The sequence below is a fragment of the Shinella sp. 1A1 genome, from assembly GCF_055379515.1.
Map to the genome: position 1 here is coordinate 1668319 of NZ_AP039672.1, position 26636 is coordinate 1694954.

The following is a 26636-nucleotide window of genomic DNA, read 5'->3' on the forward strand; positions in this document are numbered from 1 at the left end:
TACGAGATGGATGCTCGGGCCAAGCCCGAGCTTGACAACAGGGAGGAGAGAAAAATAAATAGCTATCCGCCTATGCATCATCCTGCCGGCAGCGGCACGAACTCTTCCTCGTCGCCCGGAACGATGTCGAAGCGGCCGGTGCGCCACTCTTCCTTGGCCTGCTCGATCCGCTCCTTGGAGGAGGAGACGAAGTTCCACCAGATGTATCGCTTGGAGCCGAGCGCCGCGCCGCCGAAGAGCATGATGTGACAGCCCTCCGGCCCCGCCTTCAGCGTGATGTGGTCACCCGCGCGGAAGACGAGCAGCCGGTCCGCCTCGAAGACGTCGCCGGCGACATCCAGCGTGCCGGAAAGAATGTAGACCGCGCGTTCTTCCCAGTCCGCCGCCAGTGGTGCGGAGGCGCCGGGGGCGAGCATCAGGTCCGTATAGAGCGTATCGGTCGGCACGCTGACGGGCGAAGCATGGCCCTCGTATTTGCCGATGATCGTGCGCCCGGTAATGCCGTCGGCTGAGAAGGCGGGAAGCTCGGCCTTCGTCGTGTGGGAGAAGACCGGGGCCGATTCCTCGAGATGGTCGGGCAGGGCCAGCCAGGTCTGGAGGCCGGAGATCGATTGCGGCTTGCCGCGCAGGTTCTCCGGCGAGCGCTCGGAATGCACGATGCCGCGCCCGGCCGTCATCAGGTTCAGGTCGCCGGGGGCGATCACCATCTCGGTGCCGAGGCTGTCGCGATGCTTGATCTCGCCGTCGAAGAGATAGGTGACGGTGGAAAGCCCGATATGCGGATGCGGCTTGACGTCGATCGCCTCGCCCGCGCGCAACAGCGCCGGTCCCATGCGGTCGAAGAAGATGAACGGCCCGACCAGCCGGCGCTTGGCCGTCGGCAGCGCCCGCCGCACCTCGAGCCCGCCGATATCGCTGGTGCGCGGAATGATCAGGTTCTCCAGCGCATCGCACGCCGCCGCATCCCCCGCCTCGGGGTCCTGTCCCGGAAAGAAGCTCATCACACCCTCCTGTGGTTGGTTCGTGCCCGCATGCTAGCGGGCAAGGAGGGGCGTGGATAGGGCGGCGGCTGTTGACGATGTGTCGCCGGAACGAAGCTCACGCCCCGTCGAGCGGCTCGGTGCCCTGCGGCTTGCCGGCGCGGTCGAGGCGGATCTTCTCGATGCGGTTCTCGGCGGCCGAGAGCAGGGTCTCGCAGTGCTTCTTCAGCGCTTCGCCGCGCTCGTAGATCTCGATGGAACGGTCGAGCGGCACGTCGCCGCGTTCGAGGGCGGCGACGATCTTTTCCAGTTCTTCGACGGCCTGCTCGAAGGAGAGGGCGGAAACGTCGGGGGCGGTAGCGGTCATGGTCAGCCTCTCATCAGGCGGTAGATATGGGTGGCGGCGGATTCGGCGAGGCCCTGCAGGTCGTAGCCGCCTTCCAGCAGGCTGACCACCCGGTTGTTCGCCGATTTTTCGGAAAGCTCCATCAACCTTCCCGTCGCCCAGTCGAAATCGTCGGCGACGAGGTTGATCTGGGCGAGCGGATCCCGGTGATGCGCATCGAAGCCGGCGGAGATGACGATCAGGTCCGGCTTGAAATCTGCGACACGCGGCAGGACGCGGGACTTGAAGGCCTCGCGGAAATGGTCGCTGCCGTCATTGGCCGAAAGCGGCGCGTTGACGATGTTGCCCGCGCCCGTCTCGTCCTTGGCGCCGGTGCCGGGATAGAGCGGCATCTGATGTGTCGAGCAGAACAGCACGGACGGGTCGTCCTCGAAGATGTCCTGTGTGCCGTTGCCGTGATGCACATCCCAGTCGACGATGGCGATACGCTCGGCGCCATAGGCCTTCTGCGCATGGCGGGCGGCGATGGCGGCGTTGTTGAAGAAGCAGAAGCCCATCGCCTTCTCGCGCTCGGCATGGTGGCCGGGCGGGCGAGCGGCGACGAAGGCATTGTCGGCCTTGCCGGAAAAGACGGCGTCGACCGCCGCGATGGCCCCGCCGATGCCGGTCAGCGCCGCCTGCAGGCTCGCGGGGCTCGCATAGGTATCGGCCTCGACCTGGTTGATGCCCTCTTCCGGGATTTCGGACATCACGGCGCGCAGATGGCTTTCCGGATGGGCGAGCAGCACGAAATCCTCGTTCGCCTGCGGGGCCTTCTCGCGCACCAGCGGCGAGAAACGCTCGTGCTCCAGCGCGAGATTCAGCGCCCGGATGCGGTCGGACCGCTCCGGATGGCCCTCGGGCGTGTGGTGCTCAAGAAAGATCGGGTTCTCGAAGAGAAACGTCGTCATGGCCGGAAGCTACCCATTGCGGTTGGCGAGGTCCACGGGAAATGGGCCGGTGTCCACGCCTTTTCAACCGTCAGGGTGCGAGGAGCACCTTGCCGGCGCGGGACGGGTCGTCCTGCCGGGCGAGGGCGGCCGGAAGGTCCGGCAGCGAAAAGACGCTGTCGACCGCCGAGCCGAGAATGCCGTCGCGGATGCCGGCGAAGCTCTCGGTGAAGGCGGCCTCGATGGCGGCGCGCGGGGCGGAATGCACCCAGTTACGTAGCCAGAGGAAGGCGAAGGCAACCTCTTCCCGCCGGGCAGTCACCAGCGCCGGATCGAGCTGCGCGCCGGAAAGCGCGCCATACTGGATGAAGGCGCCGCCGGCGCGGATCTGCCGGAACAGCGCATCGCCCGCCGCGCCCCCGACTGCATCGAGCACCCCGTCGAGTGGCGGTGTCGATTGCACGACGATCTCGCCGCCGAAGGTTTCACTGAGCCGCGCCGCCGTCGCGGCGCTACGCACCAGCGCGACGGGCCGGAGGCCTGCATCGGCCAGCAGCGCAAGCAGCATCCGCCCTATGGCGGAGGCTGCGGCTGTGACGCCGATCCGCTGGCCGTTCGCCGTGCCGAAATGCGTCTCGACCGCGTCGATCAGCCGGAGGGCCGTCAGCGGGTTCACGTACGCCATCGCGGCCTGATCGTCAGAAAGGTCGTCCGGCACCGCAAAGCACCACTCGGCCGGGCGGACAAGGTATTCCTGCCAGAGTCCGCTGGTGCCGATCGGCAGCACGCGCTGGCCGGTCGCAAGCCCCGTCACACCCTCGCCGAGGCGGGTGATTTCACCCACGCCCTCGAAGCCGGGCACGAAGGGCAGGGTGGTGCGGCTGCGATAGGCCCCGGTGACGGGGATGAGGTCGGAAGGGTTGATCACGGCGCGGCGGATACGGATTTCCACCGCGCCGGGGCCGGGTGCCGTGCGCTCCACCTCTTCGAGGCCGATCACCTTTCGGGGATCGCCGAAGGCATGGACGACGGCACGCAGCATGGGTTCAGGCGCGTTGCGGCAGCAGCGGGTAGCCGGCGAGCACGGCGCGGCCGGCAAGGGCGGCGATGCCGACCTTGATCAGGTCGCCCGGCAGGAAGGCCGCGGACGCGGCGACCGCCGGCAGGAAGGCATTGCCGGTCGCGTAGCTCAGCCAGACGAGGCCGAAGAGATAGACGGTCACGACACCGCCGACGAAGGCGGCCGCGACGAAGGCGGCGATTTGGGCGATCTCGTTCTGCCCCTCGCGCACGAGGCGCTCTGCGATCAGGCCGCAGACGAGGGCGCCGAAGGCCCAGCCGACGACATAGCCGCCCGTCGGGCCGGCGAGCACGGCAAAGCCGCCGCGTCCGCCCGACAGGACCGGTAGGCCAATGGCGACGAGCAGCAGGAAGAGCAGCATGGAGAGGAAGCCGCGTCGTGCGCCGAGAATGCAGCCGGCGAGCATCGGGCCGAGCGACTGCGCGGTGATCGGCACCGGAATGAAGCCGAGCGTGATCGGCGGCAGAAGGCCGAGAACGACCATGATGGCGGCAAAAAGGGCGACAAGCACGAGATCTCTGGTGGTCACTTCATGTCCTCGTTCGAAAAGGCCAGTGGCTCGAAAGGCCTCGGCACTTTAGTGACGCCGAAAGCCACGGGCGTCAATCGCCATGGCGATCGTATCCGCATCCTTCAGCGTCAGGATGATCAGCGGCACAAGGGCCGTGAGCGGGCGCAGCGGCAGGCCGCGTGCCCTGTGTGCATCGGCGATGTCGTGATAGCGCGCCAGAATCTCCGGCACGAAGCGGATGACGAGGCCGACCGCAAGGCTTACATCCGCCGCCCGCACGAGGCCGAGGCGCTCCAGCGGGGCGGCAAGCCGTGCGATCTCGTCCATGAAGGCCGAAATGCCGGTCGCCGCGGTGATGGCGGCGGCAAGCAGCACGAGGATGGAAAGCCGGCAGAAGACGACGTCCGCCTCGTGCGGCGATACGAAGACATAGTTCGCGGCCGCCACGAGCAACACCGTGAAGAGCACGAAGCGCGTGCGGCGGAAGGCTTCCGCAATGCCGATACCCGTCGAAAGGAAGAGTGCGGCCGCAAGGCCGAGCGCCGGCACGAGAAGGCGAAGGTCCGAAAGGAAGAACAGCCCGATCGCCGCCGTGAAGAGCACGATCAGCTTGCCGCGCACCGGCATGCGGTGGAGCGGCGAGTTGCCCTCGATGTCGAGCCCGTTCAGCATGCCGCGATCTCCCGGTAGGCGCGGATCGCCTCGTCCGGCGGCGCATCGGCGGCAAGCCGGCCCTCGCTGAAGACGAGCACGCGGTCGAAGCCCTCGAGCAGCGGGAGGTCGTGGGTGATGACGAGGACCTGTTCGGGCAGCTCGGCGATGGTGCGCTCGATCAGGGTGCGGTTCTTCAGGTCGAGCTGGTTGGTCGGCTCGTCGAGGATGAGGAGGTCCGGCCCGGTGACGAGCACGCTGGCAATGGCGCCGAGCTGCGTCTCTCCGCCGGAGAGTTCGTGCACGCGCCGCCGCGCGAGGTGCGATATGCCGAAGCGGGCGAGAATGGCGTCCGTCCTCTCGGCGATCTCGGCCTTGGCGAGGCCGCGGTTCTTGAGGCCGAAGGCGATGTCCTCGGCAAGGACCGGCAGGATCATCTGGTGCTGCGGGTTCTGGAAGATGAAGCCGGTCCGCCCGCGCGCGGCCGCCTCGTCCTTCACGGTATCGAGCCCTCCGACCGTCACCGTGCCTTCGGTCGGCTTGACGAGGCCGTTGATGAGCCGGGCCATGGTGGTCTTGCCGGAGCCGTTGAGGCCGACCACGCCGATGCGCCGCTCCGTGAGCGAAAGGTCGAGCGGATGGAGGGCGATGCGCCCGCCGTAGCGCACCGTGGCGGCGGAAAAGACGATGTCCAAGAGCGGGTCCCGGTTCGCGGAAAGTGGGTGGGAGCTATAGCATGGCGCGGCGCAAAGGGAACCCGGGCGGTGGTCGTTGGGGAAACCCCTTCGCACAAGGGGGAGGGGCTTAACCTGACGCACCGTTCGCCTTCAATTCTGAACGGTGAGCAAGTCTCCTCCATCTCCCCCTTGTCGGGGAGATGCCGGCATGCAGAGGGGGCGGGCTGGATGCGGTGTTTCAAAAGCAGTGGAACAAACCAAGAATGTATGCCTATCATCCACCCATGACGATTCTTCTCCCCAATGCCGAGGCCCGGCGCATCTTCCTCGCCCGACAGGGTCTCAGCGCCTCTCCCGGCCGTCTGCTCGGCAAGGAGGGACTGCTCCGGCTCATCCACGATATCGGCTTCGTGCAGGTGGACAGCATCGCCACCGTCGAGCGCGCGCACCACCAGATTCTCTTCTCGCGCAACCAGACCTACCGGCGCGAGCATCTGGCCGAGCTTCTGGAAAAGGACGGCGAGCTCTTCGAAAACTGGACGCATGACGCCTCGATCATCCCGAGCGCCTTCTTCCGCTACTGGAAGCACCGCTTCCGCCGCGAGGACGCCACCATCATCGAACGCTGGCGCAAATGGCGCGAGCCGGGCTTCGAGGAGGCCTTCGACGAGACCTATGCGCGCATCGTCTCGGGCGGTGCCGTGCTTTCGCGCGATCTGAAGGCCGACGATCACAGGTCCGGCGGCTGGTGGAACTGGCACCCCAACAAGACGGCGCTGGAATATCTCTGGCGCACCGGCAAGGTCGCCATCGCCCGGCGGGAGAATTTCCAGAAGGTCTACGATCTCGTCGAGCGTGTCGTCCCGGCGCATCATCACGCGCCGGACGTGGAGCACGACGCCTTCGTCGACTGGGCCTGCCGCAGCGCGCTGGAGCGGCTCGGCTTTGCCACCCACGGCGAGATCGCCGCCTTCTGGGACCTGATCTCGCCGGACGAGGCGAAGGCCTGGGTGGAGGCCCACCGCGACGAGCTCCGCCCCGTCCTGATCGAGCCGGCCGACGGCGGCAAGCCACGCGCCTCTCATGCCTTCGCCGATTTCCCCGAACGTCTCGGCGACATTCCCGAGTCGCCGAACCGGCTGCGCGTGCTCTCGCCCTTCGATCCGCTGATCCGCGACCGGAACCGGACGGAACGGCTCTTCGGCTATTTCTATCGCATCGAGGTCTTCGTGCCGGAGCCGAAGCGGCAATATGGCTACTACGTCTTCCCGCTGCTGGAAGGCGACCGCCTCGTCGGCCGCATCGACATGAAGGCCGACCGCAAGGCAGGCACGCTGGATGTCAAGCGTCTCTGGTGGGAGCCGAAGGTGCGCGCCTCGGCGGGGCGGATGGAAAGGCTGGAGGCGGAGTTGGAGCGGCTGGCGAAGTTCTCCGGCGTGGAGGAGGTGCGGTATCTCGATGGATGGCGCGGGGAGGGGGCGTAGCGCGGCCCCTCATCCGCCTGCCGGCACCTTCTCCCCGCAAGCGGGGAGAAGGGCGTTGTGGCGTTGCCTCACCCCCCGCCATGGTCACGATGTCTGGAAAACGGCCCGGCATACCCCTTCTCCCCGCCTGCGGGGAGAAGGTCGCGGCAGCGGGATGAGGGGCAACTATGCCGCCACCGGCCGCCCGCCGAACGCACCCCGCGCATTCTCCGCAAGCGCCCGAAACTTGTCCGAAGCCCCGGTCAGCTTCGCGTCCCATTCGGGGTCCGGTACCTGCCCGCGGATCGTATCGAAATAGACGGCCATCAGCGCGGCGATGGCGAAGGGTTCCAGTACCGCGGCCTTGAAGGCCCAGGCGAAGACGATGGCGACGACGAAGCTGAGGCGGGCGATCTCGCCGGGGAAGGCGTAGAGGATCGCGGCGGCCGGCGCGAGCGCCAGCACGAAGACGAGGATGGAGAGCATCCACAGGAAGACGGAGAGCCAGACGGCGTTCTTCACCATCTTCAGCCCGTTCTGCGCATAGAGCACGAGGCCGTGGCGGGAACTTTCCCAAGCGTTGTCGCTGTTCGTACGGATGTTATAGCCGAGAATGATCTCGTCGACATAGGTCAGCGACAGGCGGATGACAGTGTTGGCGAAGCGTGCGATGCCGTCGAGGCCGGGGATCGGCAGGAAGGCGGCGATGCCGCCGATGAGGCCGGTGATCGCCGCGATCACGCCCTTGATGAGCTGGTCGAGCGCGAAGAGCACGTTCGCCTCGCCGAAGCGGGCGGTGACGATCTCGCGGCCATAGGCGACCTGTCCCTTGCCGTCCGGCAGCGCCTCGCCGTCGATCAGCTTGACGATGACGGCGATATGGGCGGCCTTGACCATGTAGAGCAGCCATTCGCGCGCCCAGTAGACGGCAACGCCGACGAAGCCCATGCCGAAGATGCCGCCCCATATGGCGAAGGATTCCGGGCTGTCGCTGAGCGAGCCCACCCCGTAGCCGATGCCGGCGCCGGTGCCGGTCGCCAGGATGAAGGCGAGCGTGATGACGAAATAGATCGCCATGCGCATGAGGATGAACGGCATCGTCTGCGCGAGGATGCCGATGGTCCTGCCGATGCTGAAATCCCACATGCCGTCCGCCCCCAAGGAAAATCCCGCAACCGCGAGACGTTTCACGGATGCGGGATATTCAATGGGGCTGAAATTCAGCTGAGGTCTGTGGCGCTGATCTTGATGCCGAAGCCCTCGAGGCCGACATAGTGGCGCTCGCGCGAGGCCATCAGGCGGATCGAGGTGATGCCGAGATCCTTCAGGATCTGCGCGCCGAGGCCGATTTCCAACCATTCGCTCTCGCGGGCCTGCGCCTCGTCATGGCCTTCGCGGTCATGCATGCCCTTGCGCGCCGTGGACGACTGGCCGACGCCGACCGAGCCCTCGCGCAGATACACGACGACGCCGCGGCCCTCACTTGCGATGCGCTTCATGATGCCGTCGATCTGGCGGTCCGCGCCGAAGACGTCGCCGCCGACATTTTCGAGATGCAAGCGCACCGGAATGTCGACGCCGTCGCGGATGTCGCCGAAGACGACGGCGAGGTGCTGCATCGGGTCCCAGGGCAGCGTGTAGGTTACGGCCCGGGCTCGGCCGTAGGGCGTCTCGATATCGAAGCTGCCGACCTGCTCGATCAGCGTTTCCTTGCGCTGGCGATAGGCGATGAGGTCGGCGACGGAGACCTGCTTGAGGCCGTTCTTCTCCGCGAAGGCCGCGACCTGCGGGCCCCGCATCACGGTGCCGTCGTCGTTGACGAGCTCGCTGATCACGCCGATCGGCGGCAGGCTCGCGAGCTTGCAGAGGTCGACGGCGGCTTCCGTATGGCCGGAGCGCATCAGCACGCCGCCCTCGCGGGCGACGAGCGGGAAGATATGGCCGGGGCGTACGAAGTCGCTCGGGCCGATATTCGGATTGGCGAGGTTGCGCACGGTCAGCGTGCGGTCGTCGGCCGAAATGCCGGTCGTCGTGCCGTGCTTGAAGTCGACGGAGACGGTGAAGGCGGTGGTGTGGGCCGAATCGTTCTCCGCCACCATGGCGTTGAGGTTGAGGCGCTTGGCTTCCTCGCGCGGCATGGGCGTGCAGACGATGCCGGAGGTGTGGCGCACGATGAAGGCCATCTTTTCCGGCGTGCAATGCACGGCGGCGACGATCAGGTCGCCCTCGTTCTCGCGGCCGTCGTCATCCATGACGACGACGATCTCGCCGGCCTCGAAGGCGCGGATGGCGTCGACGACACGCTTCTGGTCGTAGCTCATGGCAGGCTCCTATTTCAGGCGGCCGGTCTGGCCGCGGTCGCGCAGGTAATGGTCGGCAATGGCGCAGGCGACCATCGCCTCGCCGATGGGCACGGCGCGGATGCCGACGCAGGGATCGTGCCGCCCCTTGGTGCGCACGTCGACATTGTTGCCGTCGGCGTCGATGGAGCGGCGCTCGGTGAGGATCGAGGAGGTCGGCTTGATGGCGAAGCGCGCGACGACCGGCTGGCCGGTCGAGATGCCGCCGAGGATGCCGCCGGCATGGTTCGACAGGAAGATCGGATTGCCGTCGTTGCCCATGCGCATCTCGTCGGCATTCTCCTCGCCGGTGAGTTCCGCGGAGGCGAAGCCCTCGCCGATCTCCACGCCCTTGACGGCGTTGATCGACATGAGCAGCGAGGCGATGTCCTGGTCGAGCTTGCCGTAGATCGGCGCGCCGATGCCGGCCGGAACGCCCTCGGCAACGATTTCCACGACTGCGCCGACGGAGGAGCCGGCCTTGCGGATGCCATCGAGATACTCTTCCCAGACAGGCACGATGGCGGGGTCGGGCGCGAAGAACGGGTTGTTGTTGACCTCGTTCCAGTCCCAGTTATTGCGGTCGATCTTGTGCTTGCCGATCTGCACCAGCGCGGCGCGCACCGTCAGCCCCGGCACAACCTTGCGGGCAAGCCCGCCGGCGGCGACGCGCGCCGCGGTCTCGCGGGCGGAGGAGCGTCCACCGCCGCGATAGTCGCGGATGCCGTATTTGACGTCATAGGTGTAGTCGGCATGGCCCGGGCGGTAGCGGCGGGCGATCTCGCCGTAATCCTTGGAGCGCTGGTCGGTGTTCTCGATCAGCATGGAGACGGGCGTGCCTGTCGTGATCATCGTCTCGCTGTCCTCGTCCAGCATGACGCCCGAGAGCACTTTCACGAGGTCGTCCTCGCGGCGCTGCGTCACGAAGCGCGACTGGCCGGGCTTGCGCTTGTCGAGCCAGGCCTGGATTTCGGCGAGCGTGAAGCGGATGCCGGGCGGGCAGCCGTCCACCACGCAGCCGAGCGCCGGCCCGTGGCTTTCGCCCCAGGTGGTGACGCGGAAAAGGTGACCGAAAGTGTTGTGCGACATGAGCGGAACCGGACCTGAAAGATATGCGCCCTCTCTTAGTGGAAAAAGGCGGGGAGGGACAAGGGTTTCGCGCTTCTGGCGGCGCGATGTTGCGATTGCCCCTCATCCGGCTGCCGCCACCTTCTCCCCGCAAGCGGGGAGAAGGGACATGTGGCCCGGCTTTCCTTCCGGCGGAAGGTTTGCGACTGGGGAAAACGGTGCACCCTTCCCTTCGCCCCGCTTGCGGGGAGAAGGTCCCGGCAGGGGGATGAGGGGCAGACTTGCGACTACGAAGCGATCTTCCACCGCATCTCGGTGCCGAAGGCGAGGAATGCCTCGCGCGAGAGCGGCCTGGCGAAGGCGAAGCCCTGCAGGAGGTCGCAGCCGAGCCGGTTCAGCATCTCGGCATGCTCCATGGTCTCGACGCCCTCCGCCACGATCTCGATGCCGAGGGAGCGGCCGATCTCGATGATCGAGCGCACCAGCGCCTGCTCGTTGTGCGAGGAGAGGATCGGCGCGACGAGCTGACGGTCGATCTTCAGCCGCTTCGGCTTCAGCTTCAGAAGGCTGACGATGGAGGTGTGGCCGGTGCCGAAATCGTCGATCTCGATATCGATGCCGAGCGCCTTAATGCGCTCGAGATTGGCGAGCACGACGTCGTCGCTCTCGTCGAGGAAGATCGATTCCACCAGTTCGAAGGAGATCTGGCCGGGCTGGATGGAGAGGCCGGTGAGGCTGTCGATCAGGCTCTCGTCGCGCAGGCGCCGGGCCGAGACATTGACCGATATCTTCGGCATGATGAGACCCTGCGCCGCCCAGCGGGCGCAGTCGATCAGCGCCTTTTCCAGCACGATGCGGTCGAGCGTCGCCATGACGTTGAGGTCTTCGGCGATCTTGAGGAAGCGGTCGGGCGTCAGCAGGCCGTCGCGCGGGTGGTTCCAGCGGATCAGCGCCTCGGCGCCGGCGAGCTTCATCGTGCCGGCGTCGATCTGCGGCTGGTAATAGGGCACGAATTCGTTGTTCTCGATGCCCGAGAGGATGTCGTCGGCGATGCGCTTGTTCGAGATGATCTCGGCCTGCAGCACCTCGGTGAAGAATTCGTGGCGGTTCCGTCCCATCGCCTTGGCGCGGTAGAGCGCGATGTCGGCATTGACGAGCAGCTTCGCCGTATCGATGGCGCGGCCCTCGGCGAGCGCGATGCCGATGCTGACGCCGAAGCGGCACAGATGCCCCTCGTATTCGACCGGCTGCTGCATGAGGCCGATGATGCGGCGGGCGAGCGTGCTGAGATAGGTCTCGTCCGTCGTGCCGCCGGCGACCACGAGGAATTCGTCGCCGCCGATGCGCGCGACGAGATCGCCCGGCCGCGCGCAGGAGCGCAGCACCTGCGAGGCATGGATCAGCAGTGCGTCGCCGGCCGCATGGCCGAGCGTGTCGTTGATCTGCTTGAAGCGGTCGAGGTCGATATGCAGGATGGCGACGCGCTCGTCGGCGGTCCCGCTGCGCGCTGCGATCGCGGTCAGCTCGTCGTCGAGCCTGCGGCGGTTGGCAAGGCCCGTCAGCGGATCGTGCAGCGCATTGTGCTCGATGCGATCCTTGGCCTGCGCCAGTTCGACATTCTTGGCGTCCGCCTGTTCCTTCGCCGCCTTGAGGCTCTGCTTGAGGATCACGTCCTCGGTGACGTCGAAGGCGAGGCCGATGAGCTTGCGGCCGCCGTCGGGGCCTCTGTGGATCTTACCGACGGAGCGGACGTGGCGAATGATGCCCTCGGCAAGCAGGATGCGCGCTTCGTGAACATAGGGAAGATCGTGCTCGATGCAGTGGCCCACATTGTCCATGATCGCCTGCCGGTCCGCCTCGTGGATCGAGCCCAGCCACATTTCGCGCGTGACGACGCCGTCGGTATAGGTCAGGCCGTAGAGCTGGTGCATGCGCTCGTCCCACAGCGTTAACTCGTTCTCCAGGTCCGCTTCCCACAGGCCGCACTGGTAGGAATCGAGCGCAAGGTCGAGGCGCCGCGTCAGCTTCGCAAGCTCGGCATTCTGCACCTCGGCATGTTCCTTGGCGCGTTGAAGCGCCTGGTTGAGCAGGACGTCCTCGGTGACGTCCCAGCTGATGCCGGTCAGTTTTTCCATGCCGTTCGGGCCGACGAGGCGCGAGCCGACATTGCGGATATAGTGCCAGCTGCCGTCCGGCATGAGGATGCGGTATTGTGACCGGTATTCGCTGCCGCCGGCCAGGATGAGGTCCATCTCCGCCTTGGTCTTGGCGATGTCGTCGGGATGCAGCACCGAGCGCCATTCGTCGTCGTCCGGCGTCTCGTCTTCCGGAAAGCCGTGCAGGCGGTGCATCTGGCTGTCCCAACTGCGGCCGCCCGCGGGGAGTTCGATTTCCCAGATGCCGATCTTGGAGGCGTCGAGCGCGATGTCGAGGCGTTGCGACAGGGACTGGACCTGCCGCTCGCGCGCCCGCAGCCGCGCCATGTTGCGCTGCCGCTCGCTGACGAGGCCGCCGGTCAGGAAGATCGGGACGATGATGATGAGCGCGGCGGCGGCGGCGGTCAGCCTTATCTGCACGAGGTTGGCGGGCGGATGGTGCCAGCCGCTGGCCGGAACCGCGCCCAGTTCCCAGCGACCGCCGGGAAAATCGAGCACCTGCACGACCGGTTCGTTGTCGAACACGTCGGCGCTGCCGAAGAACGGATCGACGATATTGTCCGGCACGCTCACGTCGCGGATGGCAAGTTCGATGTCGGTGGTGTGCTGCGGGGCGCCCTGCCGCATATGACGGCCGGTCTGGAGCAGGCCGGCATCGATCAGCAGCCTGCGCTCGTCGATCAGCCCGTCGATATAGCCCCAGAAATCGCTCCGCGCGTCGACACGGGTGAAGACGGGCATGAAGAGGTGGAAGCCGCGCCCGCCGCTGGCGAATTCGACCGGACCGAACATCAGCGACCGCCCGCGCGTTCGCACGCGCTCCGCTGCGGTGCGGAAGGAGGGAAAGCGGTTGAAGTCCGTGCCGAGATAATGCTCGGCGCCCTGTCGCGGGAATACCTGCGAGACCTTGCCGCCGGGTGCCACGCCGATCCGGCGGAAGTGGTTGTTCTGCACCATCAACTTGTGGGCGAAAACGCCGAACTGTGCGGTGCCCTGATCGGGGGCGACGGAGAATAGGTTGGAGATGCTGCGCAGGGCGGCGATATTGCCCTTCACCTCGCTCTGCAGGCGTGCGGCCGCCAGCGTCAGGTCGGCCGATACATGGTTTTGCAGTTCGCTGCGGTAGATGTTCTCGTTCAGCCGCTCATAGAGCACGTCGCCGGTGAGGATGACACAGCCCGCGATCGCGGCGGGAACGAGCGAGGGCCGCGCCCACTCTGCGATGGACGCCAGATGACGGCGAAGGGCGGCGAGCAAAGGCAAAAAGAATTCCCCGGTTGTGGCGAAACACTATGGGAGGCTTCCTTAAAATTGCATTTATAAGCGACTGAAATACTTGTGCTTCCTCCTGGCTGTGGGTAGCAGCGGGGGTTTACCCGTCGGACAATGCGGGGGATGACGCATACCGTCACCTTGATTCGCGGGCCCTTTCCCGTCATCCATTCCATCCGGGACGGGCAACGGGCGAATTTCGCCATATTTGGGGGGCATCTGACGTGACCGGCAAAAAGACTGATTCATTTCCAGGGATTCGCAAGATGCGGTTGCTCATCGCTACACTGATGGCCATGGCTGTTCTCCTTTCACCGCTCGCCGCTTCCGCGGAAAGCGCCGATGTCGAGGCGGTGATCACCAAGGTGGATACGGCCAATCTCAGCCTGTCGCTCGACGACGGCAAGAAGTACCAGGCGCCGGAGGAGTTCAACTTCGACGGCCTCGAGCCGGGCGTGAAGGTGGTGGTGTTCTACACCGATGTCGACGGCAAGCGCGTCATCAACGATCTGGAGATCGTGCAGTAAGAGGTGGCGCTGCCTTTCATCCCCCTGCAGGAATCTTCTCCCTGCGGGCGGGGCGAAGGGCGCTGGGTGCGTCGGCAGGCTGCTTTAATCAGCACGGCATCCTAAAGCCAGTGCATCCCCGTTCCGTCGAGCCTGAGGATGCGATCCTGATGGATAGGCGTGTTCGCGGCCTCTTCCTCATCCATGCCATTGAGCCGGAAGGCCGCGCGGAAGACGCCGCCGTGGCTGACGCAGACCGTTGGGCGCGTCACGTCGCCGAGGAACGAGCCGATGCGCCAGCAGAGGATCTCGTAGCTTTCGGCGTCCTCCCCCGGGGGAATGAAGTTCCATTTGGCGCGGGCGCGCTCTTCCACCCGCTCCGGGGCGCTCGCCTTCAGCTCGGCGAGCGTATGACCTTCCCAGTCGCCGAAGGAGAGTTCGACAAGGCGTGGATCGGTGCGGTAGGCGAGCGGGTCGAGACCCATGGCGCGGCGCAGGATCTCCATCGTCTCGCGCGTGCGCCCGAGCGGGCTCGCCACGAAATCGAAATCGGAAACGGTGTCGCCGAGAATGCCCTGGAGGGCATGGCCGTTGCCGGCCGCCTGGCGGCGGCCGGTGTCGTTGAGCGGGATGTCCTTCTGGCCTTGCAGCCTGCCCTCTGCATTCCACGCGGTCTGGCCGTGTCGGATCATGTAGATGAGCAAGGCGGGTCCCTGAAGTGCGTCAGTCCTTGATGACGGAAATGTCCGGTGCGTCCACGGCCTTCATGCCGATGACATGGTAGCCGCTGTCGGCATGGTGCGTCTCGCCCGTGACGGAGCGCGACAGGTCCGACAGGAGATAGAGGCCGACATCGCCTACTTCCTCGATGGTGACGGTACGGCGCAGCGGCGCATTGTACTCGTTCCACTTGAGGATATAGCGGAAGTCGCCAATGCCGGAGGCCGCGAGCGTCTTGATCGGGCCGGCCGAGACGGCGTTGACGCGGATGTTCTTCGGGCCGAGGTCGACGGCGAGATACTTCACGCTCGCCTCGAGCGCGGCCTTGGCGACGCCCATGACGTTGTAGTTCGGCATCACCTTCTCGGCGCCGTAATAGGTCAGCGTCAGCATGGAGCCGCCGTCGGTCATCAGCTTTTCCGCACGGCGGGCGACCGACGTGAAGGAATAGACCGAGATCTGCATCGTCTTGGCGAAGTTGCCGGGCGTGGTGTCGACATAGCGGCCCGTCAGTTCTTCCTTGTCGGAAAAGCCGATGGCGTGCACGATGAAGTCGATCTTGCCCCACATCTTCTCGATATTGTCGAAGACCGCGTCGATGGACGCCTCGTCGGAAACATCGCAGTCGCCGGCCAGCACCGCGCCGATTTCGGCGGCCAGCGGCTCGACGCGCTTCTTCAGGGCATCGCCCTGGTAGGTAAAGGCGATTTCGCCGCCCTGTGCATGGATAGCCTTGGCTATGCCCCAGGCGATGGAACGGTTGTTGGCGACGCCCATGATGACGCCGCGCTTGCCCTTCATCAGACCAGATGCCTGAACCATGGTTTGCCCCCTGATATCAAAGTCGAAATTGCCTATGGCATAGGCGGCAATGCGGTTCAAGCGCGCGGGGGTTCAGGAACTGTTAGCATCCGTAACATTGGGTGCATGTTTCACAGAAGAATCATAAATCGATTAAAGATAGAGACCTTCGCGCAGCGACCGCATGAGATCGATCATCTTGGCATCCGGCTTCTCCCACAGGAGAAGGCGGATTTCGGCAATGAGATCACCACGTTCGCCGTTGTCCTTCGTCAGTCCCTCGCCCTCGATGCGGATCGTCTGGTCCGATCCCGACCAGGCCGGAACCGTCACGGGGATCGGGCCGAGCGGCCCGTCGATCGTCGTCTCGCAGCCGAGGACGGCGTTCTCGATGGTGATCGGCAGGTCGATCCTGAGATCGAAACCGTCGGTCCGGAAGCGGCCGGGCGCGACTCGCACGGTGACGACGGCGTCGCCCCGCCGCAGATTCTCGATGCGGTAGCCGGCCTCCCTGAGGCGAATGACCTGCCCGTCCGTCGTGCCCGCGCCGATGGGCACGCGGATCGTCTGGCCTTCCGGCGTCTCGATGGTCGGACGCACCCGGTTGAGGATGTCCTCCACCGTCACGGTGATGTCGGTAACGAGATCCGGCGCCTTGTCGATCCTTGCGCGGCTGCCGCGGATGCGGCGGATGATGGCGGAGATGATGGCGCCGCCCGGAGCGCTGCCGCGCGCCGGCATCGTCTCGTCGGTGGCGGCGGGCTCGTCCGCGGGTTTGCGGGCATCCTGCGCCGCGGCCTGCTGCGACTGGGCCGGCGAGGCGGATTGCGCCTGCGGCTGGGGGCGGGCCTGCGGTCTCGGCTCGGCCTGCTGGCCGCGGGAATCGACACCGAAGATGCGGGCGATCATGTCTTCCGCGTCCTCGGACATGCGCGGGGCTTCGACCTTGCCCTTGCGCTCGGCCTCTCGGCGGCGCATCTGCTCCATGCGGCGAAGCTCGGCCTCGCGCTGCTGGCGGTCGTAGCGGCTGCGCTTTTCCGGGTCGCGCAGGAGATCGTAGGCGCGGCCGGCCTCGGTGAAGCGCACGGTCGCGAGCGGGTCGTCATGATTCTGGTCGGGATGGACGGCCTTCGCCAGCGAGCGCCAGGCGGCCTTGATTTCCTCCTGGCCCGCATTTCGCTTCACGCCGAGGACCGAATAGGGATCACGCATTACTTCCACCCGTTTCCGTTTACAGTCCAAGATAGCGAGAAACGTCCTAATCGGCTGTTACGGATCAGGGTTGAGAAAGTGCAAATACGCCCCGAACCGGGTCAGCCCTGGCGGTCGAAGGCGAGCAGCAGCCATTCGCCGGTATTGCCCATGCAGGTGCGGCCGGTGAAGCTGGCGATGCCCTGGTAGGAGTGCTTGGTCGTCACGAAGTCGCGGCAGGGACGGCCCGCCCTGTCCTGGTTTTCCGCGATGCTGCTGATGACGCCCGCGCTGCCCGAGGCGGAGTTCGCCCATGGAATGGGGTTGCCGCCGGTGCGCAGGAGGTCGGCCGAGGACACGGCATTGCGCACGGTGATCTCGTCGGTCAGCCGTTCCGCGTTGCCGTTGGGCACAGTGTTGGTGCGCACCGTCTTGTCGACGTTGCTGTCCGAGGAGAACAGGTCAAGACCGCTCATGCAGCCCGAAAGCGCCATGCCGGACATCATGACGGCGGCGAGCCCGAGGCTGCGCGTCCAGTTTGGCTTTGTCTCCGGTCGCGTCTTTGTTATGTCTTTCACTCCAGACTGCCTCATACAGCTAGATAGATCGGCATTGATTCAAATATGAGCGATAATGCGTTAACAAGCGGTGACTTCACCGAGCAAAACGAACCCTATGCCCTGTTCGGCGCGTGGCTGGCGGAAGCCGGCAAGAGCGAGCCGAACGACGCCAACGCGCTGGCGCTCGCCACCGTCGACGAGACGGGCCTGCCGAATGTGCGCATGGTCCTGCTCAAGGGCTTCGACGAGCGGGGCTTCGTGTTCTACACGAATTTCGAAAGCCGCAAGGGCGTGGAGATCCTGGGTGCCCGCAAGGCTGCCATGTGCTTCCACTGGAAATCGCTGCGCCGGCAGGTGCGCGTGCGCGGCGATATCGAGATCGTGTCGGATGCGGAGGCCGACGAATACTATGCCTCGCGCCCGCGCGGCAGCCGCATCGGCGCCTGGGCCTCCAAGCAGTCGCGGCCGCTCGAAAGCCGCTTCGCGCTGGAAAAGGCGGTCGCGGAATATACCGCGCGCTATGCGATCGGCGACATTCCCCGCCCATCCCACTGGTCCGGCTTCCGCCTGAAACCCGTCTCCATCGAGTTCTGGCACGACCGTCCCTTCCGCCTGCACGACCGCGTGGAATTCCGCCACACGGAAGATGGGAAGGGGTGGACGAAGGTGCGGATGTATCCTTGAATGAAAGGGCATGGGGGGAAGGAGCGCCCCTCACCTGCCTGCCGGCATCCTTTCCCCGCAAGCGGGGCGAGGAGCGATGGGCGCGCCGTTCTGCCCCTTCTCCCCGCTTGCGGGGAGAAGGTCCCGGCAGGGGGATGAGGGGCAATTGCTCGAAGCCTACCGCCGCATCAGCCTGAACGGGATGCCCGAAGCGAGCGCGCCGACATATTTCGGCTTCTGGTAAAGCCCGTTCAGCGAGATGCGGGGAAGGGCGGTCGGCATGTCGAAGGAACGCGCGGAGAGCGTGCCGGGCTCGGTCGTCACGGCGGCGCGGAAGCCGAGCTCTTTGGCGAGGCGGTATTCGCGCGGCGATGCGGCGGCGCGGTCGCCATAGGGATAGGCGAAGGTTTCCGGGCGCTGGCCGGTGATCGCGGCGATGCGCTCGGCCGACTGGTCCATCTCGCGGCGGGCCTCGTCCTCGCCAAGGCGCGACAGCGCGCGGTGGCTGACGGTGTGCGCGCCGATCGAGGCGAGGGGGTTGAGGACGAGGCTCTTCAGTTCCGGCTCGCGCATGACGAGCCGTTCCGTGATCATCAGCGGATCGATGCCATGGGCCTTCGCCACCGTGTCGAGCCGCTCGATGGCCGCAGCCTCGTCGGCTCCGCCATGGACGAACCGCGCGAAGCGGGCATAGGCCGCCTGCTTCTGGAAGGGCGTGGCGAGTGGCATGGTGACGGGGCCGGAGCCGAAGTCGAATTCCAGATGCGGCACGGCGCGCAGCAGCTCCGTCACCGTCTCCCACCAGATGCCGTGCGTCTTGCAGGAAAGGCCGGGCGCGACGAAGACGGTGAAGGGCACCTTGTGCCGCGTGAACACCGGCTGGGCATGGACCGCATTGTTGCGGTAGCCGTCATCGAGCGTGAAGGCGGCGAAGCGCTCGCCGGCGCGCGCGATGGCAAGGCGCGCGGCCATGTCGGCAAGCGCGACGAACTGGTAGCCTTCGTCCCGAAGATGCTCGATGGCGGCCTCCAGGAATTCCGGTGTGATCTCCAGATGCGCATTGGGATCGAAGGTCTGCGGCGCTTTCGGCCGCACATGGTGCAGGGTGAAGATCGCGCCCATGCCGCGCGCGGAGGCCATCAGCCCGACGCGCTCCGCCAGATGCGCGAACTCCAGCCCGCCGGTGATCACGGCGCGCTTCAGTCCCTGTCGCATGACGCTGCGGATCGGCATGTCGTCTTCGTCTTTCCTTGCTGTTTTCCGCCGCGGTTATCGCATCCGGTCGGTATCCGAGTGGTTAACAACGGCTTTCCTGTGACGGGGCGGCGCGGACGGGCCGGACTGGAAGGTGAGGATGCGGATCACCTCCAGGAAGACGGTCGTGAGATCGGCGAGCATGTTTTATTCCTCCATGCCTGTTTTCCGCATGGATTGTCCGCCCGCTTGCCACCTGTCCTCAAACGAGTTTATCGTCGAATTCAGATGACTTGAGGTTATGCGATGAAACGTGGACGGCTGCCGCTGACGGCGCTGAGGAGCTTCGAGGCGGCGGGCCGGCTCGGCAGCTTCACGCTTGCCGCCGACGAGCTCGCAGTCTCGCAGGCCGCGGTCAGCCGGCAGGTCAAGGAGCTGGAGGCCGATCTCGGCAGGCCGCTCTTCGAGCGCCGCCACCGCGCCGTGCGCCTGACGCCGGCGGGGCAGGCGCTGCTTGCCGTCCTGTCGCGCTCCTTCGACGCCATCGACGCCAGCCTGTCGGAGGTCCGCGGCCGGCGCGGCGGCGGGCTGGTGGAAATCAGCGCCGAGCCGTCCTTCGCCGCCTGCTGGCTGGTGCCGCATCTCGACGATTTCCGCATGGGCCATCCGGAGATCGACGTGGCGGTCGATTCCGACATGCGGCTCATCGACTTCCGCACCCACGAGGCGGAGATCGCCGTGCGGCACGGACTGGATGCGAAGGCCTGGCCGCGCACCGAGGTCGACCACCTGGTCGACGTGGAACTCGTGCCGGTGATCGCGCCGGGCCTTCTTGCCGGGGGGCCCGCGATAAGGACACCGGCCGACCTGCTCGCCCATACCCTGCTGCACGAGGAGAACCGCAGCGTCTGGGCGCGCTGGTTTGCCGCCGCCGGCCTGCCGGATGTGGCGCTCGGCCGCGCGCAGATCTTCGCGGAAGGCAATCTGGTGCTGCAGGCGGTGCTGCGCGGCCACGGTGTCGCGCTGGTCGACAGTTTCCTGGCCGCCGAGGATATCGCCGCCGGCCGCCTCGTCCAGCCCTTCGATCTGTCGATCCGCCACGGCGCCTACTGGCTGGTGGCGCGCAGCTTCAAGCGCCTCTCGCCGGAGGCCCGCGCCTTTCGCGACTGGCTGCTGCGGCGCATCGAAGCCTGAAAATCAGGCCTTCGTGCCGCCGACGGTGATCTGGTCCATCCGCAGATGCGGCTGGCCGACGCCGACCGGCACCCACTGACCGGCCTTGCCGCAATTGCCGATGCCGGTGTCGAGCTTGGTGTCGTTGCCGATCATCGAGACGCGGCGCATGGCGTCCGGTCCGTTGCCGATCAGCATGGCGCCCTTGACCGGCGTCGTCACCTTGCCGTTCTCGATGAGATAGGCCTCGGTGCAGCCGAAGACGAACTTGCCCGAAGTGATGTCCACCTGCCCGCCGCCGAAGGAGACGGCATAGAGGCCGTTCTTCACCGAAGCGATGATCTCCTCCGGCGTCCTGTCGCCGGAGAGCATGTAGGTGTTCGTCATGCGCGGCATCGGGCGGTAGGCATAACCCTGGCGGCGGCCGTTGCCGGTCGCCTTCATGCCCATCAGGCGGGCGTTCTGCCGGTCCTGCATGTAGCCGACCAGCCTGCCGTCCTCGATCAGCACGTTATAGGCCGACGGCGTGCCCTCGTCGTCGACGGTGATCGAGCCGCGGCGGTTGTCGATGGTGCCGTCGTCGACGACGGTGACGCCCTTTGCGGCGACCTGCTCGCCCATCAGCCCGGCAAAGGCCGAGGTCTTCTTGCGGTTGAAATCCCCCTCCAGCCCGTGGCCGACGGCCTCGTGCAGCATGACGCCCGGCCAGCCGTTGGAAAGAACCACGTCCATCGTGCCCGCCGGAGCCTCGACAGCCTCGAGATTGACGAGCGCCTGGCGCAGCGCCTCGTCGGCGCCCGCGCGCCAGCTTTCGCCGGTGAGGAAGGCGTCGAAGGTCGTGCGCCCGCCGATGCCGTAGCCGCCTGTCTCCTGCCGGTCACCTTCGCCGACGACGACGGAAATGTTGACGCGGGTCATCGGGCGGACGTCCGTGACGCGGTGGCCGTCGGCGCGCAGGATATTGACGACCTGCCAGCTTGCGGCGATGGAGGCCGTCACCTGCCGCACCTTCGGGTCCTTGCCGCGCAGATAGGCGTCGATCTCGGTCAGAAGCGCTACCTTCTGCTCGAAGGTCGGCGAACCGATCGGGTTGTCTTCCGTATAAAGCCGGCGATTGGTGCCGACGGGCGCGTCGGCATAGTCGCCGGAATAGCCGCGCGTCACTGCGCCGGCCGCATCCGCCGCGCGCTTCAGCGCCGAAAGCGTCATCTCGCCCGAATGGGCATAGCCGACCGCCTCGCCCGCGACGGCGCGCAGGCCGAAACCCTGGTCCGTGTTGAAGCTGCCGCCCTTCAGGCGGCCATTATCGAAGGAGAGCGATTCGGCCTGCGCATGTTCGAGGAACAGTTCGCCGTCGTCAGCCCCTTTCAGCGTCTCCCGCAGCACCGCCTGAACGGACGCCTCGTCGGCATCGAAGAGGGAAAGAAGGTCGGTGTTCATGGGCGGCTCCGCAGGCTCTTGAATACGGGGTTCATGTAAGTTCCCCGGCGGCGGGCGGCAAGCCCGCCGGTGTGCCTCTTACGGCAGCGCGTCGTAGCCTTCGCCGAAACCCTTGAGGTCGACGGGGATGCCGATGCCTTCTTCCGGCGACTGGAAGACGATGAAGGTGGCCGTCGCGCCGGAGCGGAAGGTCTTCAGGAGCTCGTCCTCCAGCACGACTTCGGCATAGCAGCCGTCGGAGAAGCAGCGCACGAAATAGGCGCGGCCGATATCCTTGCCGTCGACATTGAGGCCGAGGCCATTCGGCAGCAGGACGCCGAGCGGGGCGAGCACGCGCAGGATCTTCGCCTTGCGGTCAGCGGTCTTGAGCACGACGACCGACAGGCCGAGCTCGGGCCGGTCCTCGGCAAGCACGTTCTGCATCAGGGCGCATTGTTCACCGGAGGCGCCGGCCGGCTGATCGCAGACGATCGACCAGGCGCCATGGTTCGATTTCACCGTGCCGGGCTGCTGGGCCGCCGCAAGGGACGGGAGCGCTGCGGCGCCGAGCCCCAGAACGGCAGCTCCAAGTGCCGCCCGGGACAGCCGGGAAAGGGAAGCAAAACCCATGAAAACCTCGGAATCTCGAATCAATCGCGGTATCTTTGAATAGGCGGCGGGGAAATGAAAAGCCCCGGCCGCTCATTTCCGATTGATTGAAGGCGGAAATTGGACGGCGAACAGGCGGGACGACGATACTTTATATATAACCCGCGTGCACTGCGTTGCGCGGCAGGCGGGCAGGGCGCTTCGGCTCGCCGCGGCCAAACCTTTCATGCTATAGGGAATTATGAAGAAACTGTGGGGAGTCGCCCCGGGCTTTTGCTTTTGCGCAAAAATGCCGCACGGGGTGTCCCCCATGGCTGTTGCGGCGAGCATGAAACTATGATTTTAAGCACTCAGTATAGCAGGGATTCTGCGCGTCTGTTTGATCCCAATCAAACGCCTTGGGGAGATACGTTGTGAAAAACAAAGCTTTTGCAGTTCTGGCCGCCATCGGCTGTCTGCTCTTTGCTTCGACCGCCTTCGCTGACCAGCCGATGCCGTGGCAGAAGGGTCTTCAGCCCGCCGCGACCTCGATCATGGAAGAGGTTCGCTGGTTCGAGCAGTACACACTCTGGTTCATCGTCCCGATCACCCTGTTCGTTCTGTTTCTCCTCGTCCTCATCGTCGTGAAATTCCGCGAAAGCGCGAATCCCGTCCCGTCCAAGACCAGCCACAACACGGCGATCGAAGTTGTCTGGACCCTCGGTCCGGTCATCGTTCTCCTGTTCCTCGCCGTTCCTTCCTTCCAGCTTCTGACCAAGCAGCTCGCTCCGACGGAAGAGCCGGAAATGACCATCAAGGCCACCGGCTATCAGTGGTACTGGGGTTACGAGTACCAGACGGGCGACAATCCGCTTTCCTTCGACAGCCTGCTGATGGCCGACGCCGACCGCGCCGCCGCCGGCAAGGAAGACAAGGCGGTCTATCCGCGCCTCCTGACCGTCGACAACGAGCTCGTCGTCCCGGTCGGCAGGCATGTCCGTCTTCTCGTCACCGCCGCCGACGTGATCCATGCCTTCGCCATGCCGTCCTTCGGCATCAAGATCGACGCCGTTCCGGGCCGTCTCAACGAGACCTGGTTCAAGGCCGATCGTGAAGGCCTGTTCTACGGCCAGTGTTCCGAGCTCTGCGGCAAGGACCACGCGTTCATGCCGATCGCCATCCGCGTCGTCTCGCAGGAAAAGTTCGATACCTGGCTTGCCGCCGCCGCGACGAATGTCGGCGATGCAAACAAGGCCCTGATGGCGTCTGTCGATGGTGCGGCCAAGTCCGTCACCGTCGCCGAAAACGCCGCGCAGTAATACTAGGGAGTTGAGACCATGGCCGGAACATCCGCTGCCCACGGCGATCACCACGATCACCACGAACACAAGCCGCTTAGCTTCTTCCAGCGTTGGTTCCTGTCGACCAACCACAAGGACATCGGCACCCTCTACCTGATCTTCGCGATCATCGCCGGCCTCATCGGCGGCACGCTGTCGATCTTCATGCGCATGGAGCTGCAGGAGCCGGGCATCCAGATCTTCCACGGTCTGGCGCAGATGGTCTACGGCTTCGAGGGCGATGCTGCCATCGACGGCGGCAAGCACATGTTCAACGTCTTCACGACCGCTCACGCGCTCATCATGATCTTCTTCATGGTCATGCCGGCGCTGATCGGCGGCTTCGCCAACTGGATGGTTCCGATCATGATCGGCGCGCCGGACATGGCGTTCCCGCGCATGAACAACATCTCGTTCTGGCTGATCGTCCCGGCCTTCCTGCTGGTGCTGCTCTCGATGTTCGTCGAAGGCCCGGCAGGCGCCTACGGTTCTGGCGGCGGCTGGACGGTCTATCCGCCATTCTCGACAACGGGCCAGCCCGGGCCGGCCATGGACTTCGTGATCCTCGGCCTGCACATCGCCGGCGCGTCCTCGATCCTCGGCGCGATCAACTTCATCACGACGATCCTCAACATGCGCGCTCCGGGCATGACGCTGCACAAGATGCCGCTCTTCGCCTGGTCGGTTCTGATCACCGCCTTCCTGCTTCTGCTCTCGCTGCCGGTTTTGGCAGGCGGCATCACCATGCTGCTGACGGACCGCAACTTCGGCACGGCCTTCTTCGCGCCGGAAAACGGCGGTGACCCGATCCTCTTCCAGCACCTGTTCTGGTTCTTCGGTCACCCGGAAGTGTACATCCTGATCCTGCCCGGCTTTGGCATTGTCAGCCACATCGTGTCCACCTTCTCGCGCAAGCCGATCTTCGGTTACCTCGGCATGGCCTATGCCATGGTCGCCATCGGCGCCGTCGGCTTCATCGTGTGGGCGCACCACATGTACACGGTCGGCATGTCGCTCGACACGCAGCGTTACTTCGTCTTCGCCACGATGGTCATCGCGGTTCCGACGGGCGTGAAGATCTTCTCTTGGATCGCGACGATGTGGGGCGGTTCGATCCGCTTCACGACCCCGATGGTCTGGGCGATTGGCTTCATCTTCCTGTTCACCGTCGGCGGCGTCACGGGCGTCCAGCTCGCAAACGCCGGCCTCGACCGCGCCCTGCACGACACCTACTACGTGGTTGCCCACTTCCACTACGTCCTGTCGCTCGGCGCCGTCTTCGCCATCTTCGCGGCCTGGTACTACTGGTTCCCGAAGATGACCGGCTACATGTATTCCGAATTCATCGGCAAGCTGCACTTCTGGGTCATGTTCATCGGCGTGAACCTGATCTTCTTCCCGCAGCACTTCCTGGGCCTTGCCGGCATGCCGCGCCGCTATATCGACTACCCGGATGCCTTCGCCGGCTGGAACGCGGTGTCGTCCTACGGCTCGTATATCGCAGGCGTCGGCGTCCTGATCTTCCTCTTCGGTGTCTTCGAAGCCTTCGCCAAGAAGCGCGTCGCCGGCGACAATCCGTGGGGCGAGGGTGCCAACACGCTGGAATGGCAGCTCTCTTCGCCGCCGCCCTTCCACCAGTGGGAACAGCTCCCGAAGATCAAGTAAGGTCTTGCAAGATCGAGGCCGCCGGCGACGGCGGCCTCAAGACTGGCAGAACATGCGAATGCCGACGGAGGTCGGCGGGTCGGTTGGCAGCAACCGACACCCCACACTCCGTCATCCTCGGGCTTGCCCAAGGATCCATGCCACCTCTCCGGCGTGCCGTGGGGGTGGATCCTCAGGTCGAGCCCGAGGATGACGACAGAGAGGGAGGGCCGGCAGGCCAGCGCTCTTGCGGACAACGGAACGAGACGGAAAGAACATGGCGGTCATCGAGCATCACGAAACGATCCCGGGCGGCGGCGAGGTCTACCTCTCCGAAGCGTCCCCGCGCGATTTCTTCGAACTGCTGAAGCCGCGCGTCATGTCGCTGGTCGTCTTCACCGCCCTTGCCGGCCTCGTCGTTGCGCCCGGCACGATCAATCCGTTCATCGGCGCGATAGCGATCCTCTGTATTGCCGTGGGCGCCGGTGCTTCCGGTGCCCTCAACATGTGGTACGACGCGGATATCGATGCGGTCATGACCCGCACCGCCAAGCGTCCCATTCCCTCGGGCCGTATCCGCCCGGAAGAGGCGCTCGCCTTCGGCCTGACGCTCTCGGCCTTCTCGGTCGCCATTCTCGGCCTCGTGGTCAACTGGCTTTCGGCGGGCCTGCTCGCCTTCACCATCTTCTTCTACGCTGTCATCTACACGATGTGGCTGAAGCGCTCGACGCCGCAGAACATCGTCATCGGCGGCGCGGCCGGCGCCTTTCCGCCGATGATCGGCTGGGCCTGTGTCACCGGCGGCGTCTCCATCGAGAGCGTCGTCCTCTTCCTCATCACCTTCCTGTGGACTCCGGCGCATTTCTGGGCGCTTGCACTGTTCAAGATGCGCGACTACGACGCCGTCGGCGTGCCGATGCTGCCGAATGTTGCCGGCGAGGCCACCACGAAGGTCCAGATTCTCGTCTATGCGGTGCTGACCGCCGCCATCGCGGTCGTGCCGAGCGTCCTCGGTTTCGCGAGCCTCGGCTATGGTCTCTTTGCCGCAGCCCTCGGCCTCGGCTTTGTATGGTATTCTGTCGGCGTGTTGCGCATGCCGGAGGGCGACCGCGCGATGGTTCCGGCCAAGAAGCTCTTCGCCTTCTCCATCGTCTACCTGTTCGCGGTCTTCTCCGGGCTGATGCTCGACCACCTGATCGCCTCGTTCGGATGGGTATTGTAATGGAAACGGTAAGTCTCACGGAAAGCCAGAAGAAGGCCCGTCGCGGCCGCAACATCGCGCTCGGCGCGGTGCTCCTGGGCCTCGTCGTGCTTTTCTACATCGTCACGCTGGTGAAATTCGGCGGCGGAATGGTGGGCTGAGC

The 26636-nt window shown here is 65.5% G+C and carries 27 protein-coding genes; 8 read left to right on the forward strand and 19 right to left on the reverse strand.

All coding sequences use genetic code 11. The annotated features are described in order from the left end of the window. Nucleotides 1–77 precede the first annotated feature (77 nt). The 7 genes from ACZ48C_RS24525 to ACZ48C_RS24555 all read right to left on the reverse strand — a co-directional run bounded on the left by ACZ48C_RS24525 (nt 78) and on the right by ACZ48C_RS24555 (nt 5193). On the reverse strand, nt 78–1001 hold the full coding sequence (locus ACZ48C_RS24525; protein ID WP_242221038.1) for a pirin family protein: 924 nt from the start codon (nt 999–1001) through the stop codon (nt 78–80). A gap of 97 nt (nt 1002–1098) precedes the next feature. After that, nucleotides 1099–1347 (reverse strand): exodeoxyribonuclease VII small subunit, encoded by a 249-nt coding sequence (locus tag ACZ48C_RS24530; protein ID WP_119254494.1) that lies wholly within the window; start codon nt 1345–1347, stop codon nt 1099–1101. Between the two features lie 2 nt (nt 1348–1349). Then, nucleotides 1350–2276, reverse strand: coding sequence for a histone deacetylase family protein (locus ACZ48C_RS24535; protein WP_464783283.1), 927 nt, complete (start codon nt 2274–2276; stop codon nt 1350–1352). 70 nt (nt 2277–2346) lie between these two features. Continuing rightward, the gene (locus ACZ48C_RS24540) at nt 2347–3297 is read right to left on the reverse strand and encodes a zinc-dependent alcohol dehydrogenase family protein (protein ID WP_464783284.1); all 951 of its coding nucleotides are present in this window, start codon (nt 3295–3297) and stop codon (nt 2347–2349) included. 4 nt (nt 3298–3301) lie between these two features. Further along, entirely contained in the window at nt 3302–3865 is a 564-nt protein-coding gene (locus ACZ48C_RS24545; protein WP_464783285.1) for a biotin transporter BioY, read from the reverse strand. Nucleotides 3866–3913: 48 nt separating this feature from the next. Beyond that, a complete protein-coding gene (locus ACZ48C_RS24550) occupies nt 3914–4519 on the reverse strand; it encodes an energy-coupling factor transporter transmembrane component T family protein (RefSeq protein ID WP_464783286.1) in 606 nt (201 codons plus the stop codon). Beyond that, entirely contained in the window at nt 4513–5193 is a 681-nt protein-coding gene (locus ACZ48C_RS24555) for an energy-coupling factor ABC transporter ATP-binding protein (RefSeq protein ID WP_464783287.1), read from the reverse strand. The genes ACZ48C_RS24550 and ACZ48C_RS24555 overlap by 7 nt, the downstream gene beginning before the upstream one ends. 266 nt (nt 5194–5459) lie before the next feature. Between ACZ48C_RS24555 and ACZ48C_RS24560 the strand changes: the two genes are divergently transcribed. Next, complete coding sequence (locus ACZ48C_RS24560; protein ID WP_464783288.1) at nt 5460–6659, forward strand: winged helix-turn-helix domain-containing protein; 1200 nt, start codon at nt 5460–5462, stop codon at nt 6657–6659. A 165-nt stretch (nt 6660–6824) separates the two neighbouring features. On the opposite strand, the gene ACZ48C_RS24565 is transcribed toward ACZ48C_RS24560, so the two are convergent. The 4 genes from ACZ48C_RS24565 to ACZ48C_RS24580 form a co-directional block, all read right to left on the reverse strand. Continuing rightward, nucleotides 6825–7784: a hypothetical protein gene (locus ACZ48C_RS24565; RefSeq protein ID WP_464783289.1), complete on the reverse strand. Its 960-nt coding sequence runs from the start codon at nt 7782–7784 to the stop codon at nt 6825–6827. A 74-nt stretch (nt 7785–7858) separates the two neighbouring features. After that, complete coding sequence (gene ribB / locus ACZ48C_RS24570; RefSeq protein WP_464783290.1) at nt 7859–8959, reverse strand: 3,4-dihydroxy-2-butanone-4-phosphate synthase; 1101 nt, start codon at nt 8957–8959, stop codon at nt 7859–7861. 9 nt (nt 8960–8968) lie between these two features. Next, on the reverse strand, nt 8969–10066 hold the full coding sequence (gene aroC, locus ACZ48C_RS24575) for a chorismate synthase (RefSeq protein ID WP_464783291.1): 1098 nt from the start codon (nt 10064–10066) through the stop codon (nt 8969–8971). Nucleotides 10067–10332: 266 nt separating this feature from the next. Beyond that, nucleotides 10333–13464: a bifunctional diguanylate cyclase/phosphodiesterase gene (locus ACZ48C_RS24580; RefSeq protein WP_464783292.1), complete on the reverse strand. Its 3132-nt coding sequence runs from the start codon at nt 13462–13464 to the stop codon at nt 10333–10335. Nucleotides 13465–13739: 275 nt separating this feature from the next. Here ACZ48C_RS24580 and ACZ48C_RS24585 point away from each other — a divergent pair, with 275 nt between their 5' ends. Further along, complete coding sequence (locus tag ACZ48C_RS24585) at nt 13740–14000, forward strand: DUF1344 domain-containing protein (RefSeq protein ID WP_119254505.1); 261 nt, start codon at nt 13740–13742, stop codon at nt 13998–14000. 101 nt (nt 14001–14101) lie between these two features. Here ACZ48C_RS24585 and ACZ48C_RS24590 read toward each other — a convergent pair whose 3' ends face one another. The 4 genes from ACZ48C_RS24590 to ACZ48C_RS24605 all read right to left on the reverse strand — a co-directional run bounded on the left by ACZ48C_RS24590 (nt 14102) and on the right by ACZ48C_RS24605 (nt 17269). Then, nucleotides 14102–14683, reverse strand: coding sequence for a histidine phosphatase family protein (locus ACZ48C_RS24590; RefSeq protein ID WP_464783293.1), 582 nt, complete (start codon nt 14681–14683; stop codon nt 14102–14104). 19 nt (nt 14684–14702) lie between these two features. Beyond that, the gene (gene fabI, locus ACZ48C_RS24595; protein ID WP_119254947.1) at nt 14703–15521 is read right to left on the reverse strand and encodes an enoyl-ACP reductase FabI; all 819 of its coding nucleotides are present in this window, start codon (nt 15519–15521) and stop codon (nt 14703–14705) included. Between the two features lie 132 nt (nt 15522–15653). Next, complete coding sequence (locus tag ACZ48C_RS24600; RefSeq protein WP_464783294.1) at nt 15654–16712, reverse strand: DnaJ C-terminal domain-containing protein; 1059 nt, start codon at nt 16710–16712, stop codon at nt 15654–15656. A gap of 101 nt (nt 16713–16813) precedes the next feature. Next, nucleotides 16814–17269 (reverse strand): RT0821/Lpp0805 family surface protein, encoded by a 456-nt coding sequence (locus tag ACZ48C_RS24605; protein ID WP_464783295.1) that lies wholly within the window; start codon nt 17267–17269, stop codon nt 16814–16816. A gap of 45 nt (nt 17270–17314) precedes the next feature. Here ACZ48C_RS24605 and pdxH point away from each other — a divergent pair, with 45 nt between their 5' ends. Further along, a complete protein-coding gene (gene pdxH / locus ACZ48C_RS24610; protein WP_119254509.1) occupies nt 17315–17935 on the forward strand; it encodes a pyridoxamine 5'-phosphate oxidase in 621 nt (206 codons plus the stop codon). A gap of 156 nt (nt 17936–18091) precedes the next feature. Here the strand turns inward: pdxH and ACZ48C_RS24615 are convergent, their stop codons facing one another. Continuing rightward, on the reverse strand, nt 18092–19147 hold the full coding sequence (locus ACZ48C_RS24615) for a polysaccharide deacetylase family protein (RefSeq protein ID WP_464783296.1): 1056 nt from the start codon (nt 19145–19147) through the stop codon (nt 18092–18094). A gap of 36 nt (nt 19148–19183) precedes the next feature. Further along, the gene (locus ACZ48C_RS24620) at nt 19184–19312 is read right to left on the reverse strand and encodes a hypothetical protein (protein ID WP_464783297.1); all 129 of its coding nucleotides are present in this window, start codon (nt 19310–19312) and stop codon (nt 19184–19186) included. A gap of 102 nt (nt 19313–19414) precedes the next feature. Here ACZ48C_RS24620 and ACZ48C_RS24625 point away from each other — a divergent pair, with 102 nt between their 5' ends. Beyond that, the gene (locus tag ACZ48C_RS24625; protein ID WP_464783298.1) at nt 19415–20302 is read left to right on the forward strand and encodes a LysR substrate-binding domain-containing protein; all 888 of its coding nucleotides are present in this window, start codon (nt 19415–19417) and stop codon (nt 20300–20302) included. 3 nt (nt 20303–20305) lie between these two features. Here ACZ48C_RS24625 and tldD read toward each other — a convergent pair whose 3' ends face one another. Beyond that, complete coding sequence (tldD, locus tag ACZ48C_RS24630; protein WP_464783299.1) at nt 20306–21721, reverse strand: metalloprotease TldD; 1416 nt, start codon at nt 21719–21721, stop codon at nt 20306–20308. Between the two features lie 78 nt (nt 21722–21799). Further along, complete coding sequence (locus ACZ48C_RS24635; protein WP_119254513.1) at nt 21800–22330, reverse strand: invasion associated locus B family protein; 531 nt, start codon at nt 22328–22330, stop codon at nt 21800–21802. 392 nt (nt 22331–22722) lie between these two features. On the opposite strand from ACZ48C_RS24635, the gene coxB reads away from it, so the two are divergent. From coxB to ACZ48C_RS24655, 4 genes are all read left to right on the forward strand, one after another. Continuing rightward, nucleotides 22723–23607, forward strand: coding sequence for a cytochrome c oxidase subunit II (gene coxB, locus ACZ48C_RS24640; protein ID WP_464783300.1), 885 nt, complete (start codon nt 22723–22725; stop codon nt 23605–23607). 18 nt (nt 23608–23625) lie between these two features. Then, nucleotides 23626–25293 (forward strand): cytochrome c oxidase subunit I, encoded by a 1668-nt coding sequence (ctaD, locus tag ACZ48C_RS24645; protein WP_119254515.1) that lies wholly within the window; start codon nt 23626–23628, stop codon nt 25291–25293. Between the two features lie 256 nt (nt 25294–25549). Continuing rightward, nucleotides 25550–26494: a heme o synthase gene (locus tag ACZ48C_RS24650; protein WP_119254516.1), complete on the forward strand. Its 945-nt coding sequence runs from the start codon at nt 25550–25552 to the stop codon at nt 26492–26494. After that, nucleotides 26494–26634, forward strand: coding sequence for a hypothetical protein (locus ACZ48C_RS24655; protein ID WP_424546560.1), 141 nt, complete (start codon nt 26494–26496; stop codon nt 26632–26634). Before ACZ48C_RS24650 ends, ACZ48C_RS24655 begins: the two co-directional genes overlap by 1 nt. Nucleotides 26635–26636 lie beyond the last annotated feature (2 nt).

Bases quoted from the DNA above. Each gene is read 5' to 3' on its own strand.
- ACZ48C_RS24620 (WP_464783297.1), bottom strand. From the start codon at position 19,312: ATGCTCGCCGATCTCACGACCGTCTTCCTGGAGGTGATCCGCATCCTC.
- aroC (WP_464783291.1), bottom strand. From the start codon at position 10,066: ATGTCGCACAACACTTTCGGTCACCTTTTCCGCGTCACCACCTGGGGC.
- ACZ48C_RS24655 (WP_424546560.1), top strand. From the start codon at position 26,494: ATGGAAACGGTAAGTCTCACGGAAAGCCAGAAGAAGGCCCGTCGCGGC.
- ACZ48C_RS24560 (WP_464783288.1), top strand. From the start codon at position 5,460: ATGACGATTCTTCTCCCCAATGCCGAGGCCCGGCGCATCTTCCTCGCC.
- ACZ48C_RS24540 (WP_464783284.1), bottom strand. From the start codon at position 3,297: ATGCTGCGTGCCGTCGTCCATGCCTTCGGCGATCCCCGAAAGGTGATC.
- ACZ48C_RS24625 (WP_464783298.1), top strand. From the start codon at position 19,415: ATGAAACGTGGACGGCTGCCGCTGACGGCGCTGAGGAGCTTCGAGGCG.
- fabI (WP_119254947.1), bottom strand. From the start codon at position 15,521: ATGGTTCAGGCATCTGGTCTGATGAAGGGCAAGCGCGGCGTCATCATG.
- pdxH (WP_119254509.1), top strand. From the start codon at position 17,315: ATGAGCGATAATGCGTTAACAAGCGGTGACTTCACCGAGCAAAACGAA.
- ACZ48C_RS24650 (WP_119254516.1), top strand. From the start codon at position 25,550: ATGGCGGTCATCGAGCATCACGAAACGATCCCGGGCGGCGGCGAGGTC.
- ribB (WP_464783290.1), bottom strand. From the start codon at position 8,959: ATGAGCTACGACCAGAAGCGTGTCGTCGACGCCATCCGCGCCTTCGAG.
- ACZ48C_RS24550 (WP_464783286.1), bottom strand. From the start codon at position 4,519: ATGCTGAACGGGCTCGACATCGAGGGCAACTCGCCGCTCCACCGCATG.
- ACZ48C_RS24525 (WP_242221038.1), bottom strand. From the start codon at position 1,001: ATGAGCTTCTTTCCGGGACAGGACCCCGAGGCGGGGGATGCGGCGGCG.
- ACZ48C_RS24585 (WP_119254505.1), top strand. From the start codon at position 13,740: ATGCGGTTGCTCATCGCTACACTGATGGCCATGGCTGTTCTCCTTTCA.
- ACZ48C_RS24565 (WP_464783289.1), bottom strand. From the start codon at position 7,784: ATGTGGGATTTCAGCATCGGCAGGACCATCGGCATCCTCGCGCAGACG.
- ACZ48C_RS24615 (WP_464783296.1), bottom strand. From the start codon at position 19,147: ATGCCGATCCGCAGCGTCATGCGACAGGGACTGAAGCGCGCCGTGATC.
- ACZ48C_RS24635 (WP_119254513.1), bottom strand. From the start codon at position 22,330: ATGGGTTTTGCTTCCCTTTCCCGGCTGTCCCGGGCGGCACTTGGAGCT.
- ACZ48C_RS24600 (WP_464783294.1), bottom strand. From the start codon at position 16,712: ATGCGTGATCCCTATTCGGTCCTCGGCGTGAAGCGAAATGCGGGCCAG.
- ACZ48C_RS24530 (WP_119254494.1), bottom strand. From the start codon at position 1,347: ATGACCGCTACCGCCCCCGACGTTTCCGCCCTCTCCTTCGAGCAGGCC.
- ctaD (WP_119254515.1), top strand. From the start codon at position 23,626: ATGGCCGGAACATCCGCTGCCCACGGCGATCACCACGATCACCACGAA.
- tldD (WP_464783299.1), bottom strand. From the start codon at position 21,721: ATGAACACCGACCTTCTTTCCCTCTTCGATGCCGACGAGGCGTCCGTT.
- ACZ48C_RS24535 (WP_464783283.1), bottom strand. From the start codon at position 2,276: ATGACGACGTTTCTCTTCGAGAACCCGATCTTTCTTGAGCACCACACG.